This window comes from Staphylococcus kloosii (genome assembly GCF_032139365.1).
GTDB classification, from domain to species: domain Bacteria; phylum Bacillota; class Bacilli; order Staphylococcales; family Staphylococcaceae; genus Staphylococcus; species Staphylococcus kloosii_A.
Window position 1 is genome coordinate 1 of sequence record NZ_JAVTDB010000039.1, and the last position, 779, is coordinate 779.

The 779-nt window shown below is 49.9% G+C and carries 1 rRNA gene; it reads right to left on the reverse strand.

Annotated elements, in window-relative coordinates:
• A 23S ribosomal RNA gene (locus tag RPL90_RS04115) occupies window positions 1-779 on the reverse strand; the annotation flags it as partial.

Consider the following 779-nt stretch of genomic DNA (forward strand, 5'->3'; position numbering starts at 1 on the left):
CACGCTTCGCCTATCCTACTGCGTCCCCCCATCGCTTAAAACGAATTTAGGTGGTACAGGAATATCAACCTGTTATCCATCGCCTACGCCTATCGGCCTCAGCTTAGGTCCCGACTAACCCAGAGCGGACGAGCCTTCCTCTGGAAACCTTAGTCAATCGGTGGACGGGATTCTCACCCGTCTTTCGCTACTCACACCGGCATTCTCACTTCTAAGCGCTCCACATGTCCTTGCGATCATGCTTCAACGCCCTTAGAACGCTCTCCTACCATTGTCCTACGGACAATCCACAGCTTCGGTAATATGTTTAGCCCCGGTACATTTTCGGCGCAGTGTCACTCGACTAGTGAGCTATTACGCACTCTTTAAATGATGGCTGCTTCTAAGCCAACATCCTAGTTGTCTGGGCAACGCCACATCCTTTTCCACTTAACATATATTTTGGGACCTTAGCTGGTGGTCTGGGCTGTTTCCCTTTCGAACACGGACCTTATCACCCATGTTCTGACTCCCAAGTTAAATTGATTGGCATTCGGAGTTTGTCTGAATTCGGTAACCCGAGAAGGGCCCCTCGTCCAAACAGTGCTCTACCTCCAATAATCATCACTTGAGGCTAGCCCTAAAGCTATTTCGGAGAGAACCAGCTATCTCCAGGTTCGATTGGAATTTCTCCGCTACCCACAACTCATCCGCTCACTTTTCAACGTAAGTCGGTTCGGTCCTCCATTCAGTGTTACCTGAACTTCAACCTGGTCATGGGTAGATCACCTGGTTTCGGG